Annotated in this window: 15 protein-coding genes and 2 tRNA genes; 15 read left to right on the plus strand and 2 right to left on the minus strand. The window is 67.6% G+C overall.

Annotation, left to right across the window (positions count from 1 at the left end; all coding sequences use genetic code 11):
* The first annotated feature begins 46 nt into the window (after window positions 1-46).
* On the plus strand, window positions 47-1,720 hold the full coding sequence (locus ACOTSS_RS02960; RefSeq protein ID WP_448690054.1) for an alkaline phosphatase family protein: 1,674 nt from the start codon (window positions 47-49) through the stop codon (window positions 1,718-1,720).
* A gap of 35 nt (window positions 1,721-1,755) precedes the next feature.
* Window positions 1,756-2,586 (plus strand): pyrroline-5-carboxylate reductase, encoded by an 831-nt coding sequence (proC, locus tag ACOTSS_RS02965; protein ID WP_448690055.1) that lies wholly within the window; start codon window positions 1,756-1,758, stop codon window positions 2,584-2,586.
* A 7-nt stretch (window positions 2,587-2,593) separates the two neighbouring features.
* Here proC and ACOTSS_RS02970 read toward each other — a convergent pair whose 3' ends face one another.
* Window positions 2,594-3,106, minus strand: a complete 513-nt coding sequence (locus tag ACOTSS_RS02970) for a MarR family winged helix-turn-helix transcriptional regulator (protein WP_448690056.1) — start codon at window positions 3,104-3,106, stop codon at window positions 2,594-2,596.
* Window positions 3,107-3,198: 92 nt separating this feature from the next.
* Here ACOTSS_RS02970 and ACOTSS_RS02975 point away from each other — a divergent pair, with 92 nt between their 5' ends.
* From ACOTSS_RS02975 to ACOTSS_RS02990, 4 genes are all read left to right on the plus strand, one after another.
* Window positions 3,199-4,284 carry a branched-chain amino acid aminotransferase gene (locus tag ACOTSS_RS02975; protein WP_448690057.1) on the plus strand — a complete coding sequence of 362 codons (1,086 nt, stop codon included), beginning with the start codon at window positions 3,199-3,201 and terminating at the stop codon, window positions 4,282-4,284.
* A 53-nt stretch (window positions 4,285-4,337) separates the two neighbouring features.
* A tRNA-Gln gene (locus ACOTSS_RS02980) sits at window positions 4,338-4,412 on the plus strand.
* Between the two features lie 217 nt (window positions 4,413-4,629).
* Window positions 4,630-4,974: an ATP-binding protein gene (locus tag ACOTSS_RS02985; protein ID WP_448690058.1), complete on the plus strand. Its 345-nt coding sequence runs from the start codon at window positions 4,630-4,632 to the stop codon at window positions 4,972-4,974.
* A gap of 292 nt (window positions 4,975-5,266) precedes the next feature.
* On the plus strand, window positions 5,267-6,184 hold the full coding sequence (locus ACOTSS_RS02990) for a TonB-dependent receptor domain-containing protein (RefSeq protein WP_448690059.1): 918 nt from the start codon (window positions 5,267-5,269) through the stop codon (window positions 6,182-6,184).
* 254 nt (window positions 6,185-6,438) lie between these two features.
* On the opposite strand, the gene ACOTSS_RS02995 is transcribed toward ACOTSS_RS02990, so the two are convergent.
* Window positions 6,439-6,525, minus strand: a tRNA-Leu gene (locus ACOTSS_RS02995).
* A 314-nt stretch (window positions 6,526-6,839) separates the two neighbouring features.
* On the opposite strand from ACOTSS_RS02995, the gene ACOTSS_RS03000 reads away from it, so the two are divergent.
* From ACOTSS_RS03000 to gspI, 9 genes are all read left to right on the plus strand, one after another.
* Complete coding sequence (locus ACOTSS_RS03000; RefSeq protein WP_448690060.1) at window positions 6,840-8,405, plus strand: hypothetical protein; 1,566 nt, start codon at window positions 6,840-6,842, stop codon at window positions 8,403-8,405.
* Window positions 8,406-8,485: 80 nt separating this feature from the next.
* Window positions 8,486-11,167, plus strand: coding sequence for a TonB-dependent receptor domain-containing protein (locus ACOTSS_RS03005; RefSeq protein ID WP_448690061.1), 2,682 nt, complete (start codon window positions 8,486-8,488; stop codon window positions 11,165-11,167).
* Between the two features lie 263 nt (window positions 11,168-11,430).
* A complete protein-coding gene (locus ACOTSS_RS03010; protein ID WP_448690062.1) occupies window positions 11,431-12,309 on the plus strand; it encodes a type II secretion system protein N in 879 nt (292 codons plus the stop codon).
* 5 nt (window positions 12,310-12,314) lie between these two features.
* Complete coding sequence (gene gspD / locus ACOTSS_RS03015; RefSeq protein WP_448690063.1) at window positions 12,315-14,474, plus strand: type II secretion system secretin GspD; 2,160 nt, start codon at window positions 12,315-12,317, stop codon at window positions 14,472-14,474.
* The gene (locus tag ACOTSS_RS03020) at window positions 14,471-15,976 is read left to right on the plus strand and encodes a GspE/PulE family protein (protein ID WP_448690064.1); all 1,506 of its coding nucleotides are present in this window, start codon (window positions 14,471-14,473) and stop codon (window positions 15,974-15,976) included. The genes gspD and ACOTSS_RS03020 overlap by 4 nt, the downstream gene beginning before the upstream one ends.
* Window positions 15,969-17,186, plus strand: coding sequence for a type II secretion system inner membrane protein GspF (gene gspF / locus ACOTSS_RS03025; RefSeq protein ID WP_448690065.1), 1,218 nt, complete (start codon window positions 15,969-15,971; stop codon window positions 17,184-17,186). Before ACOTSS_RS03020 ends, gspF begins: the two co-directional genes overlap by 8 nt.
* A 2-nt stretch (window positions 17,187-17,188) precedes the next feature.
* On the plus strand, window positions 17,189-17,680 hold the full coding sequence (gspG, locus tag ACOTSS_RS03030; protein WP_448690066.1) for a type II secretion system major pseudopilin GspG: 492 nt from the start codon (window positions 17,189-17,191) through the stop codon (window positions 17,678-17,680).
* Complete coding sequence (locus ACOTSS_RS03035) at window positions 17,667-18,149, plus strand: GspH/FimT family pseudopilin (protein WP_448690067.1); 483 nt, start codon at window positions 17,667-17,669, stop codon at window positions 18,147-18,149. Before gspG ends, ACOTSS_RS03035 begins: the two co-directional genes overlap by 14 nt.
* Window positions 18,139-18,513, plus strand: a complete 375-nt coding sequence (gene gspI, locus ACOTSS_RS03040; protein WP_448690068.1) for a type II secretion system minor pseudopilin GspI — start codon at window positions 18,139-18,141, stop codon at window positions 18,511-18,513. Before ACOTSS_RS03035 ends, gspI begins: the two co-directional genes overlap by 11 nt.
* Window positions 18,514-18,587 lie beyond the last annotated feature (74 nt).

Below are 18,587 nucleotides of genomic sequence, written 5' to 3' on the forward strand. Positions count from 1 at the left end.
AGAGGACAGCCCGCGCCGACACCCTCGTCCAACGGAGACTCCGCCCGTGAAGCTCAAGACCCTTACCGCCACCCTCGCCGCTGCCCTTTGCGTCGCGGGTGCCGGCGTTGGTTTCGCACAGGATTCGGTCGCGCCGGTGCAAAAGGTTACGGCGGCGACCCCGCCGCCCAAACTGATCGTGATGATCGCGGTCGATCAGTTTTCCGCTGACCTGTTCGCCGAATATCGCAGCCATTTTACCCGCGGCCTCGCGCGGCTCGCCTCGGGGGTCGTCTTCCCCTCGGGCTATCAGGCGCACGGCGCGACCGAGACCTGCCCCGGCCATTCGACGATCCTGACCGGCAACCATCCCGCGCACACCGGCATCATCGCCAATAATTATTTCGACCTGTCGGCGGCGCGCGAGGACAAGCGCCTCTATTGCGCCGAGGACGAGACGGTGCCCGGCACTTCGTCGAAAGGCGATCAATATGCGCCGTCGGCAAAGCATCTGCTCGTGCCGACCCTCGGCGATCTGATGAAGGATCGCGATCCGCGCGCGCAGGTCGTGTCGGTGTCGGGCAAGGACCGCTCCGCGATCATGATGGGCGGGCACAAGGCGGACGAGCTGATGTGGCTCGCCCCCACCGGCCTCACCAGCTATCGCGGTACGACCTTGTCGCCAGTCGCCCAGCAGGCGAGCGCGGCGATCGCCGCCGCCATCGCCGCGCCGCAGCCGGGGCTGACGCTGCCCGCCGATTGCGCGGCGCACGACATCGCCATCCCGCTCGACGGCGGCAAGGGCGGCAGCGTCGGAACCGGGCGCTTCGCGCGCGAGGGCGGCGATTTCCGTGCCTTCCGGGCTTCGCCCCAGGCCGACGGCGCGGTGCTCGCGGCCGCGGCCGCGCTACGGCAGGCCCGCAAGATGGGCGAGGGAGAGGGCACCGACCTGCTGATCGTCGGCCTGTCGGCCACCGATTATATCGGTCACGGCACGGGTACCGAAGGCAGCGAGATGTGCCTGCAGATGCTGGCGCTCGACCGCGAACTCGGCGATTTCTTCGCGCGGCTCGACGCGACCGGCATCGATTATCTGGTGGCGCTGACGGCCGATCATGGCGGGCACGACCTGCCCGAACGCAATCGCCAGAATGCCTGGCCCGACGCGCAGCGCGTCGACCGCGCGCTCGACCCGGACAAGATCGGCAAGGCGGTTGCCGAAAAGCTCGGCCTGCCGCAGCCCCTGCTCTATGGCGACGGCGGCGATTATTATCTGTCGAAGGCGCTGACGCCGGCGCAGCGCAAGGCGGCGCTCGATGACATCCTGCCACGGCTGCGCGCGCATCCGCAGGTCGAGGCGGTGGTGACGGCCGAGGAACTGGCCGCCCATCCGATCTCGAACCGGCCGGCCGACGTCTGGACGCTGATGGACAAGCTGCGCGCCTCCTACAATCCGGAGCGCTCCGGCGATTTCATCATCGCGCTCAAGCCGCGAGTCACGCCGATCCCCGAACCGGGCATCGGCTATGTCGCGACGCACGGGTCGGTATGGGACTATGATCGCCGGGTTCCGATTCTCTTCTGGCGCCGGGGAATCGAGAGTTTCGAGCAGCCGAATGCGGTCATGACGGTGGACATATTGCCGACGCTCGCGGCGTTGATCGGCCTGCCGGTCGATGCGGGCAAGATCGACGGGCGCTGCCTCGACCTGCTGTCGGGGCCGGAAAGCAGTTGCCGCTAGAAAAGCACAACGACCAGAAAAGAAGACCAGGGACCATGACGAAGATATTGGGGAATTTTACCGGCCGGCTGCTGCTGGTGGGCTGCGGGAATATGGCCGGGGCGATGCTCGATCGCTGGCTGGCGGCGGGGCTCGACCCGTCGCAGGTCGCAATCGTCGACCCCTTCGCGGCGCCGCGCGAGGGCATCGCCCATTTCGCGTCGCTCGCCGACTGGCTCTCCGCGGACGGCGCCGCCGAATGGGTGATGCTCGGCATGAAGCCGCAGCAGCTCGGCGAGGTCGCGGGCGACCTCGCGCCGGTGGCGAACAGCGGGACGCATCTGCTCTCGATCCTCGCGGGCGTGTCGCTCGCCGATCTTGCGGCGCGCTTCCCGGAGGCGAAGGCGCAGGTCCGCATCCTCCCCAACCTCGCCGCGCGCATCGGCGCAGGCGTGTCGGCGGTCGCCAGCCTCGGTGATGCCGACGATGCGGCGGTGACGGCGCTGCTCGAACCGCTCGGCACGGTGGTTCCGCTTGCCGACGATTCGACGATGGACCTCGTCACCGCCTTCACCGGCAGCGGCCCCGCCTTCGTCTTCCGGCTGATCGAAGCCTATGCCGCCGCGGGCGAACGGCTCGGCCTGTCGGCCGACGATGCGCTGAAGCTCGCCACCGCGACCTTCGCCGGCGCGACCGCGCTGCTCGCCGGCAGCGGCGAGAAGCCCGGAGCGCTGGTCTCGCAGGTCGCGAGCAAGGGCGGCACGACGCAGGCCGGGCTCGACGTGCTCGATGCCGACGGACAGCTCGTCGCGCTGATGACCAATGTGCTGCGCGCGGCGCGCGACCGCGGGCGCGAACTCGCCGACCTCGCGCGCGGCGAGGGGTAGCCGCCGCTCAATCGGGGGGCTGGCCCAGCCGCGCCACCCGTCCCCGGTCGCGCGGCGGCAGCAGCGCCTCGCTGACCTGCCAGAATCCGGTGACCGCCGCCTGGCCCGCATGGGTATAGGCACGGCTCATCGTGTCGCGCAGTTGCGAGAAGATCGCGCTTTCGAGTGCGCGACCCTCGGGCGTCAGCCGCAGCTCCTTCTGCCGCCGGTCGCGGCCCCCCGGCCGCGTCGTCAGCAACGCGCGCGCCTCGAGATCCTTGACCACCCGCCCCAGCGACTGCTTGGTGATGCCGAGCAGCGCGAGCAGGTCCGAAATCGTCAGCCCGGGCTGGCGCGCTATGAAATAGAGCGCGCGGTAATGCGCGCGGCCGAGCGCCTTTTCGGCGAGCCGCGCGTCGATCGCCCGCCACAGCGCGCCATGCGCGAAAAACAGATATTCGATGCCGCGGCGCACTTCTTCTTCGCGCAAGAAAAGGGCAGAGGCAGCGGGAACTTGTGAAAGAAAATTTTCATCGGGCATGGTCACTACCGTTGCGCCGGGCGCCCGGCTTTGGCAAGAGGCGCGCACCGGTCGATCCTGACCCGCAACCCCAGCCACAAGGTTTTCCGTCCATGTCCGCTCCCGCTTTCGCCCATCTGCCGCATCCCGCTCCGGTCGCGGACGATGTCCGCGCGGCGGCGATCGCCGATCCGGTGTTCGGGCGCGTCTTCACCGATCATATGGTGTCGATCCGCTACAGCGAGGCAAAGGGCTGGCACGATGCGCAGGTGATGCCGCGCGGTCCGCTGTCGCTCGATCCCGCGACCGCGGTGCTCCATTATGCGCAGGAGATTTTCGAGGGGCTGAAGGCCTATCGCCTCGACGACGGGTCGATGGCGCTGTTCCGCGTCGAGGCCAATGCCGCGCGCTTCAACGCCAGCGCGCGCCGCATGGCGATGGCCGAACTGCCCGAGGAGCTGTTCATCGCGGCGGTGAAGGAGATCGTCCGCGTCGACGCGAACTGGTTCCCGCCGGTCGCGGGCGGCGCGCTCTATCTGCGCCCCTTCATGTATGCGAGCGAGGTGTTCCTGGGGGTGAAGCCCGCGGCCGAATATCATTTCCTCGTCATCGCCTCGCCGGTCGGCAATTATTTCAAGTCGGGCGCCCCCGCGGTGTCGCTGTGGGTGTCGGAGGATTATACCCGTGCCGCGCCGGGCGGCACCGGCGCCGCCAAATGCGGCGGCAACTATGCCGCGAGCCTCGTCGCGCAGAGCGAGGCGATCGCCAAGGGGCACGACCAGGTCGTCTTTCTCGATGCCGCCGAGCATCGCTGGATCGAGGAACTGGGCGGCATGAACATGTTCTTCGTGTTCGACGACGGCAGCCTCGTCACCCCGCCGCTGACCGGCACGATCCTGCCCGGCATCACCCGCGACGCGATCATCACGCTCGCGAAGGACGCCGGGCTGACGGTGCGCGAGGAACGCTATGCGATCGACCAGTGGCAGGCCGATGCGGAAAGCGGCCGCCTGACCGAAAGCTTCGCCTGCGGCACCGCCGCGGTGGTGACCCCGGTGGGCAAGGTGACGCGCGGAAGCGCGAGCTTCACGATCGGCGCCGGCGGTCCGGGGCAGGTCACCGGCACGCTCAAGGACAGGCTCGTCGCCATCCAGCGCGGCCAGGCCCCCGACCCCCACGGCTGGGTCATGCGGCTCTAAGGCCGCCTTGCCAATCATCGGCGAGCCGCTATAGACGCGCTCGCACCGGCTGTTGGGGCGTAGCCAAGCGGTAAGGCACCGGTTTTTGGTACCGGCATGCGCAGGTTCGAATCCTGCCGCCCCAGCCAGCCGGTGTTTCCAGAGCGCTCCAGAAGCGCTCAGGTCGCCTCATCTAAACCAATAAAAACAATAAGTTATCTTGAGACGGATTCGCGATTCCGCTCAGGGGGTCCCCTTGCAGCGCGACCCGTTTTTCGACAGATTGTTGGTAGCAATTCCGCTTCTACCAACAAATTTCGCGCGCGCAGGATTCGAACCTGTTCGCGTGACGGGAAAGGCTGTGCCATGCTCACGAACCTCGTCATCAAGGTGGTGACACGCCTCGAAGAGGAGACCCGGATCGGCAAGGGCGGGACCCTGGCGGCGCAGCTGTCGCGGCTCGACCTGATCGTGCTCGACGAGCTCGGTTATCTGCCGTTCGCCCGCTCCGGAGGGCAGTTGCTGTTCCACCTCATCAGCAAGCTTTATGAGCGCACCAGCGTCATCATCACCACCAACCTCGCCTTCGGCGAGTGGCCTACCGTCTTCGGTGATCCCAAGATGACCACGGCGCTGCTCGACCGCGTCACCCACCACTGCGATATCATCGAGACGGGCAACGACAGCTGGCGCTTCAAAAACCGCAGCTGACCGCCACCTTCGGCCCCTTCAAAAATCTATCTTGCGCTGCGCGCGCCTCCGGTCGGGCTACGCCCGCCCTCCGCCGCACGCAGCGCAAGGCGACCTTCAACTAACCGGCATCATATCCGAAAAGGGGGTCCCTCTTCGACGCCGATAGGGGGTCCCTTTTGAACGCCGTTTGACACTTCCCGGGTTCGCCACCACACAGGACCTGGTCGATGCGGGTTTGATAACGCAGGAAGAGGCGGATGCAGATGCGGAATCACCCTATCCCATCTATCCGATCCTGCAGCTTCCGAACGTGGATTATGGGCCGACCTTCAAGCCCGAATATGTGAACGCGCTCGAGATCGGCATGAAGAACAGCATGCTCGGCGGTCGGCTGACGCTGAATGCCAGTGCATTCTACTATGATTACAAGGATTATCAGGTTTCGCAGATTCGCGACCGCAGTGCCGTGAACCAGAATTTCGACGCGACCATCTATGGCGCCGAATTGCAGGCCGATTTCGCTGCAACCGAACGCCTGCGGATCAATGCCAATATCGGCTATACGCACACCCGTATCGCCGATGGCGAAAAATCGATCGACCCGATGAATCGAACCCTCGGCAATCCCGATTTCGTCGTGGCCAAGCCGTGGGTACAATTACCTTCGAATTGTGTCGTTCCCATCGGTGTCGCCGAAGATTGGCTGCAGCGGTCGGAGGGCATTCAGAATTTCTGGTCGATGTGCGGCGGCGTGCGCGGCCTGGTGGGTTTTTTCGGATTCCCGCTCACGGACCCCGCGACCGGAGCCGATTATGACCCCGCGAACTACCCGGAGATCAACGGTGGAGCGGGCTTCTATACCGATCTTTCCGGCACTGAATTGCCCAACACCCCGCACTGGACCGCAAACATCGGAGCGCAATATTCTATCCCGTTCGATGGCGACTGGAATGCAACGATCCGCGTCGACGGATACTGGCAGGCCAAGAGCTGGGCGCGCGTCTATAATTTCGATCCCTATGATCGGCTGAAAAGCTGGACCAACTTCAACCTCTCGCTCCGCGTCGACGGCCCCGACGACCTGTCGATCGAGGCCTATGTCAAGAATGTCTTCAACTCGACCCCGATCACCGATGCCTTTCTGAACAGCGACGACAGCGGCCTGACCACCAACGTCTTCACCCTCGACCCGCGCATCATCGGGTTCAGCATCGCGAAGAAATTCTAGACCCTCTCCACAGGGCAGCCTCGGGCCGGTGTTTGCTCCCGGGCAAGCATCGGCCCGGTTTTCTGGACCGGAAAACCTCTCTCGCACTCCCTCCCCTGAGGGACAACTGGCCGCCGCCCCCGTCCGTCCCGGCACGGGACGGCGGCCTTCTTGCATGCGGCGCGCGAGGTTGGGGGGCGCAAGGACGGCGATGGCCCCCGGTCGATGGCATCCATGCCAAGGACTTCAAGGAATCCTTGTTTTCCAAGGGAGAATGGTGCGGTCGAGAAGACTCGAACTTCCACGGCCTTTCGGCCACAACGACCTCAACGTTGCGCGTCTACCAGTTCCGCCACGACCGCACATCATGATGGTCCGGACGCATCCGGTACCAGGTAGGAGCGGGCGCCTAGCAAAGCTTTCCGGGCGATGCAAGCGAGCTTCGCCGCATTTCTTCATGGCAGGCGCGAAGACGCGAAAGGCGCCGCCTTGGCCGCTGTCACCGAACCGACGCCGAAGAGTCTCCGAAATGTCATCGCTCTACCGTCAGAGCGTCATCGAATCGCCCTAGTGGCGGCGTCACCGGGGGCGCGGGGCCAATCCCTTGCTCGTTTGCCGGTGGCTTTTTCATCAGGGGCGCCCGCCCGGCGGGCGTGCACCGGGAACGGAGATTTTCATGGCGGCTTTCGCACGCGTTCGTTTGGTCATGCTCAGCGGCGTGGCCTGTTCCATTCTGGCGGCCTGCGGGGCCGACGGCGTCGCATCGCCCGGCGAAGGCGTGATCGTCATTCCGACGCCGACCCCCACCCCGACGCCGACCCCCACCCCGACCCCGACGCCCACCGGCGTCACCCCCGCCGCGAATTGCCCGACGATTCCGGGCAGCAATCAGCTCAGCGATCTCGGTACCATTTCGGGCCCCGAAGGCACGTGGCGCAATTGCGGCTTCCCGTCGCGCTTCACCGCGTCGACCGCCATTCCGAAGGTCGCGGGTGTCGTCTATTCGCTGCCCGGCCGCGTCGACGTCGGCACCGACCAGGGTGCCGCGAGCACCAACAATGTCGTCACGCTGACGATCGACCCGGGCGTCATCGTCTTCGGCTCGACGGGCGTCTCCTATCTCGTGGTCAACCGCGGCAACCGCATCGACGCGGTCGGCACGCCGACCCAGCCGATCATCTTCACCGGCCGCGGCAACATCGTCGGCACGGCGACCGACAATACGTCGCAGCTTTGGGGCGGCGTCGTGCTGCTCGGCCGCGCGCCGGTCACCGACTGCCTCGCGCCGGGCGCCGCCGAAGGCACCGTCGCGTGCGAGCGCGACACCGAAGGCACGTCGAACGCGCTTTATGGCGGCGCGCAGCCCGCGGACAATTCGGGGCGCCTCTCCTATGTCCAGATCCGCTATTCGGGCTTCATCCTCAGCGCCGACAAGGAACTGCAGGGCCTGACCCCGTCGGGCGTCGGCTCGGGCACCCAGATCGACCATGTCCAGGTTCACAACAGCTCGGACGACGGCATGGAAGTCTTCGGCGGCCGTCCGAACTTCAAATATATGGTCGTGACCGGCGCCGAGGACGACAGCTTCGACACCGACGTCGGCTACAAGGGCAACATCCAATATGCGATTGCGGTGCAGCGCGCCGGTGGCTCGGTGGGCGACTCGATGATGGAAATCGACTCGGACGGCAACGAGAATGCGGTGCCGCGCCAGAATGTGACGATCTCCAACTTCACCTTCATCCATCGCAACGCCGCGGCGAGCAACGCCGCCGCGATCCGCATCCGCGGCGGTGCAGACTATACGTTCGTCAACGGCCTGATGACCTCCGACACTTCGTGCATCCGCATCGACAGCACCTCGACGACGCAGACGACGGGTGCGGACGAGCAGGGTCCGCCGAAGTTCTTCTCGGTTTCGCTGAAGTGCGGCAGCCGCCCCTTCCGCGGCGGCGGCAGCCCGGCGGTCACCGATACCGAGGTGCAGACGATCTTCACCGCGGGCACGAACAACCGCTTCGACTATGCGCCATCGCTGTCGAACCTGTTCGTCAATGGCGCGACCGAGACAGGCTTCGCCGCCTTCGACGCCAAGACGCTGAACAGCTTCTTCGACACCACGGCCTATGTCGGCGCGGTCCGCGACGCCAATGACACCTGGTATCAGGGCTGGACCTGCAACTCTGCGACCGCGGACTTCGGCACCAGCAGCGGCAGCTGCGCCAGCCTGCCGACCACCTGATCGCCCGCGATCCATTCGGGGAGCGGGCGTGCCCGAGGGCGGCCCGCTCCCCTTCTTGCATAGTCTCAGGGACATTCGACATGACCAAGCGGCCGATCTTTGCCAGCCTGCTCCTTCTCAGCTCCGCTCTCGTCGCGCCCGCGGCGCTGGCCCAGGAGGCGGCGGCCGAGCCGGCCCCTCAGGCGGCCGACGAACCCGCGCCGCAGGAGGACGAGCAGGGCGACGTCTCGATCCCCGGCGGCGGTGGGCAGGAGATCGTCGTCACCGGCCGCTTCACCCCCAATGTCGTGCGCGCGACGCCCGAGGTGGTCTCGGTGCTGTCGTCGGCCGACATCGCCCGCACCGGCGAAGGCGACATCTCGGGCTCGCTCCAGCGCGTCACCGGCCTCAGCGTCGTCGGCGGCGGCTTCGTCTATGTCCGCGGTCTCGGCGACCGCTATTCGCTCGCGCTTCTGAACGGCTCGCCGCTGCCCAGCCCCGAACCGCTGAAGCGCGTCGTCCCGCTCGATATCTTCCCCTCGAACGTCATCGATTCGACGCTGGTCCAGAAAAGCTATTCGGCGAACTTCCCCGGTGAATTCGGTGGCGGCGTGATCAACCTCACGACCAAGGCGAGCCCGCGCGAGACCTTCCTCACCGTGTCGGGGGGAATCGGCTGGGACAGCGAGACGACGAACCAGCTCGGCTACACCTATTATGGCAGCGACACCGACTGGACGGGCTTCGACGACGGCACGCGCGACATTCCGCACTCGCTCGCCGCCGCGCTCGCCAGCGGCAAGCCGATCCTCGAGGGTGCCGACTTCAGCGACGAGGATCTCGAAGCGATCGCGATGGATCTCGTCAACGCGCCGACGACGCTGCTCCAGCAGAATGATCATATTCCGGTGAACTGGTCGGCGGGCCTCACCGGCGGCACGACGATCGCGCTGGCGGGCGGCGAACTCGGCATCATCGCGACCGCGGGGATCAGCAACAAGTGGCGCACGCGCGACACGCTGCAGCAGACGTCGGTCAACGCCGACCTGTCGGGCGATCCGCAGACGAGCTACAACCGCGTCGTCACCGACAACCGCGTCGTGGTGAACGGCCTGCTCGGCTTCGGGCTCGAACTCGGCGACCACAAGATCCGCTGGACCAACCTCTATATCCGCGACACGCTGAAACAGGCGCGGCTCGCGCTCGGCACCGACCGCAACCAGTCCGACCGCGATATCATGAAGCAGGACACGGCCTGGTACGAACGCCAGCTCATCAACACGCAGCTCGTCGGCGAATTCCAGTTCGACCGGCTGAGCGTCGACCTGCGCGGCGGCTACGCCAATTCGCAGCGCGAGGCGCCCTATGAGCGCAGCTTCACCTATGTCCGCACCAATCTTCCCGTCGAGCAGGACCCGACCGGCGACAAGTTCGTCAACGACCTCGGCGGCAACAAGGGCGACGCGACGATCGCCTTTTCGGACCTCAACGAGGATCTGTGGTCGGGCGGCGTCGACCTCTCCTACGAACTCGCGCCCCAGCTCACCGCGACGGTCGGCTATGCCTATAGCGACACGCACCGCGTCTCGTCGCGCCGCTCGTTCCAGTACCGCGCCTCGAACCTGCCGGTCGCCGTGCAGCAGCTGCGCCCCGACTATCTGCTTTCCGACGCGACCATCCAGCTCTACGACATCACGCTGCTCGAAACCTCGGCGCAGGACGGCACCGCGGCGTTCGACGCCAATCTGACCACCCACGCGGGCTATGCCCAGCTCCAGGCCGAGCTGATGGCGGGGCTGAACGTCAACGCCGGCGTGCGCTACGAGGATGCGAAGCAGACGGTCGCGCCGATCGACCTGTTCAACAGCGGTTCGTCGGCGATCGCGCAGACCAACCTCAAGAACGACTATTGGCTGCCCGCGATCACCCTGACCTGGGAAGTCGCGCCCGACATGCAGCTTCGCCTGAACGGGTCGAAGACGATCGCGCGTCCGCAGTTCCGCGAACTGGTCGCGCAGGTCTATCAGGATCCTGAATCGAACCGCCTGTTCCGCGGCAACCCCTCGCTGACCGACAGCACTTTGTGGAATGCCGAGGCGCGCTACGAATGGTATTTCGACCGCGACCAGCGCTTCTCGGCCGCCGCCTTCTACAAGTCGATCGACAATCCGATCGAGGCCTATACCTCGATCTCCGATTCCTCGGTGAACACCAGCTATGCGAACGCCCCCAAGGCGACGCTCTATGGCGCCGAGTTCGAGCTGCAGAAATATATCCCGCTCGATACCATGTCGGATGCGGCCTTCTGGCAGAGCCGCCGCCTCGTGCTGATCGGCAACTACACCTATACCAAGTCGGACATTCAGGTCCGCGACGGCGACACCACCACGATCAACGGCGTGGTGCACGATGCGGGCGATTATTTCTTCGACGGCTCGCCGCTCACCGGCCAGTCGGACCATCTGGTCAACGTCCAGATCGGGCTCGAGGATACCGACAGGCTGTCGCAGCAGACGCTGCTCCTCACCTATGCCAGCCCGCGCGTCACCAGCCGCGGCCCCTCGGGGCAGCCCGACCTCCTCGAAAAGCCGGGCATCTCGCTCGATTTCGTCGCGCGTCAGGGATTGCAGCTGATGGGCAAGGAGATCGAACTGAAGTTCGAGGCGCGCAACCTGACCGGCCGCAGCTACAAGGAAGTGCAGGAAGCGGGCGACAACCGCATCTACTTCAACCGCTACAAGCTGGGGCGCAGCTTCTCGCTGAGCGCGTCGGTGAAGTTCTGACAAGAAAACAAGCCCCTCCCCTTCAGGGGAGGGGCAGAGAGACTTGGTCCGGCGTTAGCCGGGCCTTAGTCGAGCGGGGTGGGGCCCATCGGCCTTGCGCAAGGCCGATAGTCCCACCCCAACCCCTCCCCTGAAGGGGAGGGGCTTTGCGAGGCCGGACTCGCCCCTCTGACAAAAAACTGTAATCTTCCTGTCAACCGATTGTCACCAATCGCCCCTAGGCGATTCGCGAGACGGCAATTTTTGGGGGACAGGAAGATTTCATGGCGACGCTGATGTCCGGATCGGCCGTTCGGCTGCCGCGTGCGCTGCCCGCCTGGCTGCGTCCCCGCGCGCGGTCGGCGCGCGATCTGGGACCGCGGCTCGTCCTCGCGCTGCTCGGTGCGCTGCTCGTCTGGCAATGCGTGCGCCTGCTCTGGACCCTCATCGTTCCGCTGTCGCCGCTCGGCGCGTGGCAGCCGCAGACCGCGGTGATCGCCTCGCCCGCCGAACGGCGCGCGCTGTTCGCGGGCTTCGATCCCTTTTTCCGCACGGGCGCGCAGGGCCCCGCGAGCGCGACGGTCACCTCGCTCGGACTCACCCTCTACGGCATCAACCTCAACGAGGCGACGGGCGGCGGGTCGGCGATCATCGCGGGCGAGGACGGGGTGCAGGCGAGCCACGCCGTCGGCGACGAGATCGCCCCGGGGGTCCGGCTTGCTGGTGTCGCCTTCGATCATGTCACGCTCGATCGCGGCGGCGCGCAGGAAAGCCTGTTCCTCGACCAGAGCGGCGACGCACCGGTCGCCAATCCGGCGACCCCGCTGCCCGCGCCGACCCCCGAGCCGGGCTCGGCGGGCGCCCCGAACGCGGGCGGCGAACTGTCGCCCGCGGCGCTGAAGGCCGGGGTCGGCTTCGCGCCGCGCACCGAAAACGGCCGGGTGACCGGGCTCGTCGTCCAGCCGCAGGGTGACGGGGCGACCTTCCGCGCCGCCGGCCTGCGTCCCGGCGACGTGATTCGCTCGGTCAATGGCCGCCCGATCGGCTCGGCGGGCGACGCCGCCGGGCTCGCGGGCCAGTTCACCCCCGGCGCGCGCCTCTCGCTCGAAGTCGAGCGCGGCGCCAATGTCCTCCCCGTCGCCATCTTCCTGTCGAAGCAATAGGGTTTATGCGTCTCAAACTGTCCTTGATGCTCGCCGCCGCGCTGGTTTCCGCCACGCCGGCACCGGTATTCGCCCAATATACGCTGAACGTCCGCGACGCCGACATTCGCGCCTTCATCCAGGATGCGGCCCGGATCACCGGGCGCACCTTCGTCATCGACGGGCGCGTCAACGGCAAGGTGTCGGTCGTCACCGACCGGCCGCTGTCGCGAAGCGAATATTTCGAGATTTTCCTCGCGACGCTGCGCTCGAACGGGCTCGTCGCGGTGCCGGGGCCGAACGGCAGCTACCGCATCCAGCCGATCGACGGCGCGGCGTCGCAGCCGGGCCGCATCGGCAGCGCGCGCGCGGCGCAGAACCAGTTCGTGACCGAGATCATCCGCCTTCGGCATATCGACGCGGTGGCGGCGGTCGAAACGCTGCGCCCGCTCGTCAGCCCGCAGGGCTCGCTGACCGCCAACCGCAACGCCAACAGCCTGGTCGTAGCCGACTTCGCCGATAATATCCGCCGCATCCGCGCGCTCGCGGCGAGCATCGACCGCGACAGCTCGACCAGCCAGATCGTGACGCTGAAGAACGCCGGCGCGCGCGAGATCGCCGCCGCGCTGCAGGCGCTCGTCCCGGCGGCGGGCGAGGGCGCGCAAGCGCCGGTCGCGATCGTGCCGATCGACAGCAGCAACGCGATCGCGCTGCGGGGCGATCAGGCGCTCGTCGCGCGCTTCGTCGCGATGGCGAACGACCTCGACCAGAAGGCGGCGGGCGGCACCGAACTGCGCGTCTACTGGCTCGAACATGCCAATGCCGAAACCTTGCTTCCGACCTTGCAGCAGCTGGTCGGCGGCGGCAGCGATCCGGCGCAGAAAGCCGGCCTGTCGCCGGCTTCGTCGTCCTCTTCCGACGGCGGCGCGGCGGCGCCCGCTGCCGCCCCGGCGGCGACGACGCCCGCTTCGACCAGCGGCTCGGGCGGCAGCATCGCGACGCGCGGGCCCGCGATCATCACCCGCTACGAAGGCGCCAATGCGATCATCGTCGCCGCCAACGCCGATGTGCAGCGCCAGCTCGGCGAACTGATCCGCCAGCTCGACACGCGGCGCCCGCAGGTGCTGGTCGAGGCGATCGTGGTCGAAATCGGCGACGACGCCGCGAAGAAGCTCGGCGTCCAGTTCCTGCTCGGCGGCAAGAACATCCCCTTCGCCGCGACGAGCTACGGCAACGCCTCGCCCAACATATTGACGCTCGGCGGCGCCTATGCCGCGCACCAGCTGTCGCAGGAAACGACGACGGTCAACGGCGACACGGTGGTGACCCAGCAGAACAGCTCGCTCGGCAACAGCCTGCAAGAGGCCGCCGCGGCGTCGCTGCTGTCGGCGACCGGCGGCTTCGCGGGCTTCGCGGGCGACATCGGCAAGAACACCGTGTTCGGCGCGATCATCAACGCGGTGAAGTCCGACACCACGTCGAACCTGCTCGCCACCCCGCATATCGTGACGCTCGACAACCAGCAGGCGAAATTCCTCGTCGGGCAGGAGGTGCCGATCACCACCGGCGAAGCGCTGTCCGACAATTTCGACAACGCCTTCCGTACCGTCCAGCGCGAAGAGGTCGGCATCAAGCTCGAGGTCACGCCGCAGGTCAACGGTGCGGGCGAGGTCAAGATGTTCATCCGGCAGGAGGTGTCGAGCGTCGCCGGCCCGGTGTCGTCGCGCAACAGCGACCTCATCCTCAACAAGCGCTCGTTCGAGACGGTGCTGACCGTGGACGACGGCGAGATGTTCGCGATCGGCGGGCTGCTCAACGACGACGAGCGCCGCACGATCGAGCGGATTCCGCTCTTGAGCGACATTCCGCTGATCGGCGAGCTGTTCAAGTCGCGGAGCCGCAGCCGCGCCAAGACCAATCTGATGGTCTTCATCCGCCCGACGATCCTCCGCAATCGCGAGGACAATGCCGCGCTCACCGCGCGCCGCTATGGCTATATCCGCGACTTCCAGGCCCAGCGGAACCCCGACCGGGAGCCCGCGATCGACGCGCTGGTGCGCGACTATCTGGGCACCGTGCCGCCGGCGCCGAGCGCGCCGACCGCCGCCGACGTCACCATAGCCCCCGCGCCGCCCGTGCCGGTCGACATCCCGCCCTCGACCGCCGCCGATGGAGAACAGCCGTGAGCGACGGCGATCCGGCCGCGCCGCCGCCCGCGGCGCCGGTCGACATTCCCTATGGCTTCGCGCGCGCTCATGGCGTCGTGATCGCGCCCGATGGCGCCCCGGACAACATGGGCCGCTGGCTCGCGACCCTGCGCGAGGGCAGTGACGCCGCGGTGCTGATCGAGGTCAAGCGCCACCTCGCGCAGCCGCTGCGCGTCGTGAGCGCCAACGCCGCCGATTTCGACCGGCTGCTTTCCGACCATTATGCCGTTGACGCGACGAGCGCGATGGCGGGGTCGCTCGATGGCGGCGACCTCGACCTCAGCCTGCCGAGCGCCGAGGATCTGCTCGACAGCGCCGACGACGCCCCCGCGATCCGCCTGATCAACGCGATCATCGCCGAAGCCGTCCGCCAGGGCGTCAGCGACATCCATATCGAGCCCTATGAAAGCGGGCTCGTCGTGCGGATGCGCACCGACGGCGTGCTGCGCGAGCATCTGCGCATGCCGCCCCACGTGGCGCCCGTCGTCGTCAGCCGCATCAAGGTGATGGCGCGGCTCGACATCGCCGAGCGCCGCGTGCCGCAGGACGGGCGCATCGCGCTGACGCTGGCCGGGAAAGCGATCGACGTCCGCGTTTCGACGCTGCCCAGCCGCGCGGGCGAGCGCGTCGTGATGCGCATCCTCGACAAGGATACGGCGGGGATCGACTTCGACGTGCTCGGCCTGTCGGGCGAGGCCGACCGCATCCTGCGCGAGGCGCTCGCCGAGCCCAACGGCATCATCCTCGTCACCGGCCCGACCGGATCGGGCAAGACGACGACGCTCTATGCCGCGCTGAAGCAGCTCAACGACGGCCAGCGCAACATACTGACCGTCGAGGATCCGGTCGAATATGCGGTCGACGGCGTCGGCCAGACGCAGGTCAACGCCAAGGTCGGGCTCGACTTCGCCGCGGGGCTGCGCGCTATTTTGCGTCAGGACCCCGACGTGGTGATGGTCGGCGAAATCCGCGACCGCGAGACCGCCGACATCGCGGTGCAGGCGTCGCTGACCGGCCACCTCGTGCTGTCGACCGTCCACACCAACGATGCGGTGGGCGCGATCACGCGCCTCAAGGATCTGAAGGTCGAGCCCTTCCTTCTCGCCTCGACGCTCCGCGCGGTCATCGCGCAGCGCCTCGTGCGCAAGCTCTGCGACCATTGCCGCGAGCCGGTGCAGGCCGACAACAGCATCGCGGCGATGCTCGGGCTCGATATCGGCACCGTCATCTGGCGCCCCAAGGGCTGCGACCAGTGCGGCCACACGGGCTTCAAGGGCCGAATCGGCGTGTTCGAGGCGATCAAGGTCGACGAGACCGTCCGCCGCTACATCTACGCCGGCGGCGACGAGGCGATGATCGCCAAACATGCTTTCCTGAAGGCGCCGACGCTCGCCAGTGCGGCGCGCGCGATGGTCGCCAAGGGGCTGACGACGCCCGAAGAGGCGATCCGCGTCGCGCGGCGCGAGGATGTCGATGCCTGACTTTCGCTATGTGGCGATCGACCGCCAGGGCCGCGAGCGCAAGGGGCGGCTGACCGCGGCCAACGACGCCGCCGCGCGCGCCGACCTCATCCGGCGGCATTTCCACATCGTCGCGGTCGAACCCGCGGGGTCGCGCGCCTCGGCGGGGCGCTCGCTGCTCGCCTTTCGCCGGAACCGGTTGTCCGCCAAGGAACTCGCGCTTTTCACCCGCCAGCTCGCGACGCTTGCGGAGGTCGCGCCGCTCGAGGAGGCGCTGAGGACGCTCACCCGCCAGAGCGAGGCAGAAAGCGCGCGGCTCGTCATCGGCGACGTCCACGCCGGCCTCCTCGAAGGCCGCCGCCTCGCCGATGCGATGGCGCGGCAGGCGCCGAGCTTTCCGCCGCTCTATCGCGCGATGGTCGCGGCGGGCGAGACGACAGGCAGCCTGACGGTGATCCTCGCGCGCCTCGCCGACCTGCTCGAACGCCAGGCGGCGGTGCGCGGCAAGCTGGTCGCGGCGCTCGCCTATCCGCTGGTGCTCGCGGTCGTCGCGATCGGCGTCGTCGCGGCGCTGATGATCTTCGTCGTCCCGCGCGTTGTCGAACAGTTCACCGACGTCGGGCAGCAGCTTCCCTTCCTGACCCGCGCCGTCATCGCGCTGTCGAGTTTCGCGGCGAACTGGTGGTGGCTGATCGCGCTGCTGATCGCCGCCGCCGCCTTCGGCTGGGTCAGCGCGATGCGGCGCCCGGCGTTCAAGGCGAGCGTCGATGCGCGGCTGCTGCGGCTGCCGCTGATCGGGCGGCTGCTCCGCGATCTCTATGCCGCGCGCTTCGCGCGGACGCTGTCGACGATGGTGTCGAGCCGCCTGCCACTGGTCGAGGGGCTGCGCCTGACCGTCCCGACGATCCGCAATGCCGCGCTCGCCGGGGCGACCGCGGGGCTCGTCGACCAGGTGCGCGCCGGGGGCAGCCTGTCGGCCGCGCTGCGCGACGCCGGGGTCTTCCCGCCGCTCCTCGTCTACATGACCGCGAGCGGCGAGAGCGCGGGGCGGCTGGAGCAGATGCTCGAGCGCGCGGCGGACTATCTGGAGCGCGAGTTCGACCGCTTCACCGCCGCCTCTATGGCCCTACTCGAACCTGTCATAATTGTCGTTATGGGGTCGTGCGTCGCGCTGATCATCCTCGCCATCCTCTTGCCCATCCTCCAGTTGCAGAACCTTGCAGGACTATGAAAATGTCGCTGATGAAGCTAATCTTTCGCCTGATGCTCGACACCTCGCGCCCCGCCGCGCCGCGCCGCCGCAAGGGCGAGCGCGGCTTCACGCTGACCGAGCTGATGGTCGTGATCTTCATCATCGGGCTGCTCGCGACGGTGGTGATGATCAACGTACTGCCGAGCCAGGACCGCGCGATGGTCACCAAGGCGAAGGCCGATATCGCGACGCTCGAAAACGCGCTCGAACAATATCGGCTCGACAATCTGACCTATCCCGCATCGACCGATGGGCTGAACGCGCTCGTCACCGCGCCGCCGTCGCTCGCCCAACCCGAACGCTATCGCCGCGGCGGCTATATCAAGAAGCTGCCCGCGGACCCGTGGGGCCGCCCCTATAATTATCAGGCGCCGGGGCCGAATGGCGCGGCCTTCGACGTCTGGTCGCTGGGCGCCGACGGCGCGCCCGGTGGGGCCGATGACAATGCGGACATCCACGGTGGAGACCGCTAGGGCCGGACGGCCCGGTGACGGCAAGCCGCGCGCGAACGGCTTCACGCTGGTCGAACTGATGGTCGTGCTCTCGATCCTCGCGCTCGCGGCCGCCGCGGTCGTGCTCACCATTCCGGGCGAGGAACGTGATGTGCGGAGCGAGGCCGACCGGCTCGCCGCGCGCCTAGCCGCCGCGCGCGACGTCGCGGTGATCGAGGGGCGGAGCGTCGCGGTCAATCTGGCGCCGTCGGGCTATGGTTTCGAGCGGCGGGTGAGCGGCGCGTGGCAGCCGCTCCCCGGCCGCGCCTTCGAACAGCGGAACTGGCCGGGCGGACTGCGCTTCATCGCAGCCAGCGGTGAGGGCGTGACGCGCATCCTCTTCGACCGCGTCGGCACCAGCCCGACGCCGCAGGCGGTCGTGCTGACGGGCGGCGACGCGCGCGAGGTCGTGCGCGTCTCGGCGACGGGGGAGGTCAGCCGTGGTCCGTGACGTCCCGGCGGGCGAAGGCGGCTTCACCCTGCTCGAAATGCTCGTTGCCCTCAGCATCATCAGCATCGCGGCGCTGACGCTGGTGCGGCTCGACGCCTATGCGGTGCGCACCGCGGGCGATCTCGACGAAAGCACGATGGCGGGCATCGTCGCGCAGAACCGCGCGGTCGAGCTTTGGACCGACCCCGCGCCGCCGACGATCGGCGCGAGCACCAGCCGTGTCGCCAACGGCGGCCGCAGCTGGCGGATCGACCAGCGCGTCGCGAAGACCGCCGACGACAGCCTGTTGCGCATCGACCTCGCCGTGCGACCCGAACGTGGGCGCGGGCAGGCGGTGCTGACGATCATCCGGCCGTCGCGATGAGGCATCGTCGACTACCATTCCCGTGTTCCCCGGCGAAAGCCGGGGTCCAGAGCGCTGCAAAGCGACGGTCCGCG

It is taken from the genome of Sphingopyxis sp. NJF-3 (assembly GCF_053514865.1).

Coding starts and splice junctions, on each gene's coding strand:
- ACOTSS_RS02970 (WP_448690056.1), bottom strand. CDS start 3,106: ATGCCCGATGAAAATTTTCTTTCACAAGTTCCCGCTGCCTCTGCCCTT.
- ACOTSS_RS03005 (WP_448690061.1), top strand. CDS start 8,486: ATGACCAAGCGGCCGATCTTTGCCAGCCTGCTCCTTCTCAGCTCCGCT.
- gspD (WP_448690063.1), top strand. CDS start 12,315: ATGCGTCTCAAACTGTCCTTGATGCTCGCCGCCGCGCTGGTTTCCGCC.
- gspF (WP_448690065.1), top strand. CDS start 15,969: ATGCCTGACTTTCGCTATGTGGCGATCGACCGCCAGGGCCGCGAGCGC.
- ACOTSS_RS02985 (WP_448690058.1), top strand. CDS start 4,630: ATGCTCACGAACCTCGTCATCAAGGTGGTGACACGCCTCGAAGAGGAG.
- gspG (WP_448690066.1), top strand. CDS start 17,189: ATGTCGCTGATGAAGCTAATCTTTCGCCTGATGCTCGACACCTCGCGC.
- proC (WP_448690055.1), top strand. CDS start 1,756: ATGACGAAGATATTGGGGAATTTTACCGGCCGGCTGCTGCTGGTGGGC.
- ACOTSS_RS03010 (WP_448690062.1), top strand. CDS start 11,431: ATGGCGACGCTGATGTCCGGATCGGCCGTTCGGCTGCCGCGTGCGCTG.
- ACOTSS_RS03000 (WP_448690060.1), top strand. CDS start 6,840: ATGGCGGCTTTCGCACGCGTTCGTTTGGTCATGCTCAGCGGCGTGGCC.
- ACOTSS_RS02975 (WP_448690057.1), top strand. CDS start 3,199: ATGTCCGCTCCCGCTTTCGCCCATCTGCCGCATCCCGCTCCGGTCGCG.